Source organism: Paenibacillus terrae (assembly GCF_000943545.1).
Taxonomy (GTDB): domain Bacteria; phylum Bacillota; class Bacilli; order Paenibacillales; family Paenibacillaceae; genus Paenibacillus; species Paenibacillus terrae_A.
This window is the reverse complement of sequence record NZ_JTHP01000145.1, coordinates 1-4,000: the sequence shown is the minus strand read 5'-3', so window position 1 is coordinate 4,000 and position 4,000 is coordinate 1. Positions and strand designations below refer to the sequence as shown.

5 protein-coding genes are annotated in these 4,000 nt (G+C 48.7%); 3 read left to right on the top strand and 2 right to left on the bottom strand.

Translation table 11 applies throughout. The features are described 5' to 3' along the window. Nucleotides 1-317, top strand: a 317-nt coding sequence (locus QD47_RS29205; protein ID WP_161797222.1) for a sensor histidine kinase, incomplete at its 5' end; no start/stop codon positions are given. A 107-nt stretch (nucleotides 318-424) separates the two neighbouring features. On the opposite strand, the gene QD47_RS29200 is transcribed toward QD47_RS29205, so the two are convergent. Further along, nucleotides 425-898: a C40 family peptidase gene (locus QD47_RS29200; RefSeq protein ID WP_044649420.1), complete on the bottom strand. Its 474-nt coding sequence runs from the start codon at nucleotides 896-898 to the stop codon at nucleotides 425-427. 360 nt (nucleotides 899-1,258) lie between these two features. Here QD47_RS29200 and QD47_RS29195 point away from each other — a divergent pair, with 360 nt between their 5' ends. Together QD47_RS29195 and QD47_RS29190 are read left to right on the top strand one after the other, a co-directional pair. After that, complete coding sequence (locus QD47_RS29195) at nucleotides 1,259-2,284, top strand: glycosyltransferase (protein ID WP_044649419.1); 1,026 nt, start codon at nucleotides 1,259-1,261, stop codon at nucleotides 2,282-2,284. A gap of 21 nt (nucleotides 2,285-2,305) precedes the next feature. Beyond that, nucleotides 2,306-3,028, top strand: coding sequence for a succinylglutamate desuccinylase/aspartoacylase family protein (locus QD47_RS29190; RefSeq protein WP_044649418.1), 723 nt, complete (start codon nucleotides 2,306-2,308; stop codon nucleotides 3,026-3,028). A gap of 129 nt (nucleotides 3,029-3,157) precedes the next feature. Here QD47_RS29190 and QD47_RS29185 read toward each other — a convergent pair. After that, nucleotides 3,158-4,000 (bottom strand): cupin domain-containing protein (locus QD47_RS29185; RefSeq protein WP_044649417.1); only part of this gene is annotated, 843 nt, incomplete at its 5' end.

Sequence of the window (4,000 nt, the reverse complement as noted above, 5' to 3'; positions counted from 1 at the left end):
TCAACCAGCTACTAGTTATCTTGCTTGATAATGCTTTAAAGTATAGCTCGGCTCCAATCGAAATATTGCTGTCTACAGATGAAAAGGATGTGCACATCCGGGTCAAGGATTATGGAATCGGGATACCAGTGGGCGAGGTCAAGCGAGTCTTTGAACGATTTTATCGGGTAGACAGCTCTCGACATCGTAAAACCGGAGGAACCGGGCTTGGGCTGCCGATTGCCAAGGCTATTACAGACATCCATCAGGGGACAATAGGTATGGAAAGCGTGGAAGGAGAAGGAACGGAGGTGACCGTCACACTGCCTCGAATATAACAGGAAGGGCTGTCCATCCAGTAGACATATCTACTCGTGGAACAGCCCTTATTTGTTGATATTTTGTAAGGGATTACAGATGCATTGAGAATGCATCTACATGTGTTCTAGAGGACACGACGTGCTGTAGTGTAATGGGAACTCCACCAGCCTGAATTAAGGTCCGTGATCGTTACGCCACCTTTACCAAATGTGTGTAAAATCTTGCCGTCTCCCATATAAATGGCTACATGGTGAATTGGGGAATAGAAAAAGACCAAGTCGCCTTTTTGCAGCTGACTACGTGGTACAAAAGTGCCGACGGTCGATTGCTGTTTGGACGAACGCGGAAGCTCGATTCCATTTTGTCCAAAAACATATTGAGTAAATGAAGAGCAATCAAAAGAGCTTGTGTTGCCTGCTGGAGCGCCATGTTGATAGCGTACACCCATAAACTGGGAACCGGTGGAAATAATCTGATCAGCTGTGCTCACAGAAGCGGCATGTGTGGTGTCAGGTCCAATTACTAAACTCCCGGCACCAAAAGCCAAAGTCATCGTAAAACAAACGCCCATCCATAGTTTTTTTGAAGTATGTGTCATATAACATTCCTCCATTATTTCGTATTTTGTATCTTGTCGTGATGTCTATGAGTTGACAATAACACAAATAAAATATCCTGAATTTACCACTCGTGGTTACAATCCTGTAACCCCAACGCTTTTCCCTCGTTTATTAGAAAACGATGAGAATTTTCAGATTAATTTAGGCTTGACAAAATATGAAGTTCCCACTTATCCGAGGGCTCATATGACAAAAAGCGACTTGCAGACGATTGGCACAAGCAATTATGCAAAATATACATACCTATATACTACAATTTATAACTTGTACGGGAGAGCTCAGATTCCCGTTCATATCGTAAAGATCACACCGTATTTCGGTCAGGAAGGGGAATTCGTATGGCGTCAAAGCAGATTAAAATGCCCAAAGGCCGACCTCTAACCATTGTTCAGGTCATCTCCAACTATCCCAATGCACAGCCGGTACCCTCCATCAAGGGTGGAACGGAAAAGGTCGTGTATGAATTAACGGAGGAACTGGTAAGACGAGGACATCATGTAGCTTTGTTTGCCGCCCGCGGCAGCAGGAGCAGTGCAAGGCTGATTGCCTATCCCAAGGGCTTAAAGCACGAGCAGATCCATCAGTACGTCCTTCAGCACATGCCTACCGGCACGCAAATCATTCACGATCATACCTTTCGCTCTGCTCTGGGACGCAGGCAACTGCCTTGTCCGTCGGTATGCACAGTTCATCTTCCCGTGAAGAGACACGGTAAAAACCCGGTATTTGTCAGTAAACGGGCACGCCAGCTTATGGGCGGGGGCAAAGGATTTTATGTCTATAATGGTATCAACACACATGAATACGAGTTCAGCAGCGAGAAGCGCGGCTATTTGCTGTTCATGGGCAGGATTATACGTAATAAAGGCGTATTGCAAGCTATTCAGGTTGCAGAACGAACAGGAAAAAGATTGCTCATTGCCGGCCCTATCAAAGCTCCAGTATTTTTTCGTCAGGAGATTCAGAAACGAATTCAGCGTAATCCCAATATCCGCTATGTGGGAGCCGTGGGAGGCAAACAAAAGCAGGAATTGCTCAAATACGCGGAATGTCTGTTGTTTCCGACCCTGTGGGAAGAGCCATTCGGACTTGTGATGGTGGAGGCGATGGCTTGTGGAACACCCGTACTGGCTCTGAAAAATGGCTCGGTTCCCGAGGTGCTCTCAGGCTTTCCACAGCTTATTTGCAAGTCGATTGAGCAAATGGCGCGAAAGGTGCAGCAAAAAAACTACCCACCACCAGCCAAGCTTCGCCTGTATGTGGCGCAAAGATTTACCAACAAACAGATGACCGATAAATATGAGAATCTATACCGTGAAATTATCCGCCGACAGGCAAAGGAGAAAAAGGCATCGAAAGCCTGAGCCTAGACGGAGGTGAAGGGAATGAAGGTAACAAAGCTTATGCTTGGAAAGGGTTATTCTTGGGAGACTCCTTATTATATAGCCACTGGGGAACATGGCGGTCCGCATGTGATGGTGGTCGCAGGCATCCACGGCAAGGAAATCGCAAGCATCCGCGCGGCTGAGAAGCTGGTGGAGCTGTTGAAGCAGCAGAAGCTGCAAATTAGCCAAGGCAAGCTGATTATCGTACCGATCGTGAACCAGGCGGCTTACCGCAAACGAATCAGGGGCGTACCCGATCTCAACCGAACCTTTCCACGCACAAAAAAGCAGGCGGCATCCAATCCACTTTCCGCTGCAGTATTCCAATTAACACAAAGGCATCAACCCGAGTGGTATCTTGACCTGCATGAAGCCAACGGATTGTCACAAAAGGATGCCAAGGTGCTGGGTCAAACGCTAATTTCCAATAAGGGCAATCCGGCAGTCCCTGCGGTGCGTCGAACTATAAAACGAATGAACCGTTCCATCAAGAATAAAGACCGACATTTTAACCTTCGGCTGCATGAGCTTCCAGGTTCCTCTCGTACGGCGGCAGCCCGTATCCTAGGGGCACGCGCGGTCACTGTGGAAACAGGCTGGAGTCTGCCCAAGAATGTACGTATCAAGTATCAGCTGGAGATCGTGCGGCATTTTTTAAGAGAAGCCGGGATGATCAAGGCCAACGAGGTATATTTATCTGCCAAGGTTAGAGCTGTTACCTAATGAAAATGTAACATTACAAAATAAAAATCGCTTCTGAAGCAAGGGATTCTCCTTTCCCATACTCAAAAGCGATTTTTTATTTGTCATTTTCGTACATAAATGGATACATATTAGTGGCATCTATATGCGTCAGGCTTCGGACTTAAAGAAGGCGCTCACCAAGCTTTCCCCCAGACGAACCTCGATCAGCTCCAATGGTGTATCCAGATCGGCACGGATCGTGTGATACATATCAACCGGAATACGAAAGACTGAACCGCTTGCCGCCGCAAAGCGTTCTCCGTTTAGCATGACCTCACCCCGGCCGGAAACGATCGTCCACACCTTTAGCCCACTGCCGTGACAATGGCCGTTTAAGCGATGGTCTGGCAGCACCGTCAAGCGTATGGCAAGAATATCGTTCAAGCTCCGATGAACATATTCGTCCAGCACCCGGTAGCTGCCCCAGGAGGTTTCACCATGCATAGGGCGTAGCTGAAGAGTCCCCAGCTTCTCCTTGATCGCGTGGGCATGACTCTTGGTGGCAATGAGGATGCCGTCGGGGCTGGCAGCAGCAATAATATCCTCCACGCCAATGACATGAAGTGGATAGGGCAGCTCATTGACGATATGCGTGCCATGAGCGGGGCCACTGATCTGTCCGCGTCCAATCACTCGGTTGCCGAGCTGCTCCGTTAATGCCTGCCAGCTGCCGATGTCACGCCATTCACCCTCGTAGGGCAGGACGACGGCACGTTCGGCACGCTCCGCAATCTCCTCGTCGAAGCTGCGAACAGGGAGGCTGTCATACATCGCGCATAATGCCTTGTCGTTCAGCGGCAAATCACTACGCTCCATACAGGCCAGCATATATCGTAGTTTAAAAGCGTAAATGCCGCAGTTCCAGAGCGCACCCTGGCTGATAAGCTGTTGCGCCCCCAGGCGATCCGGCTTTTCTGTGAAGCGGGCAACTGACGCATAGGAGATGTTCCC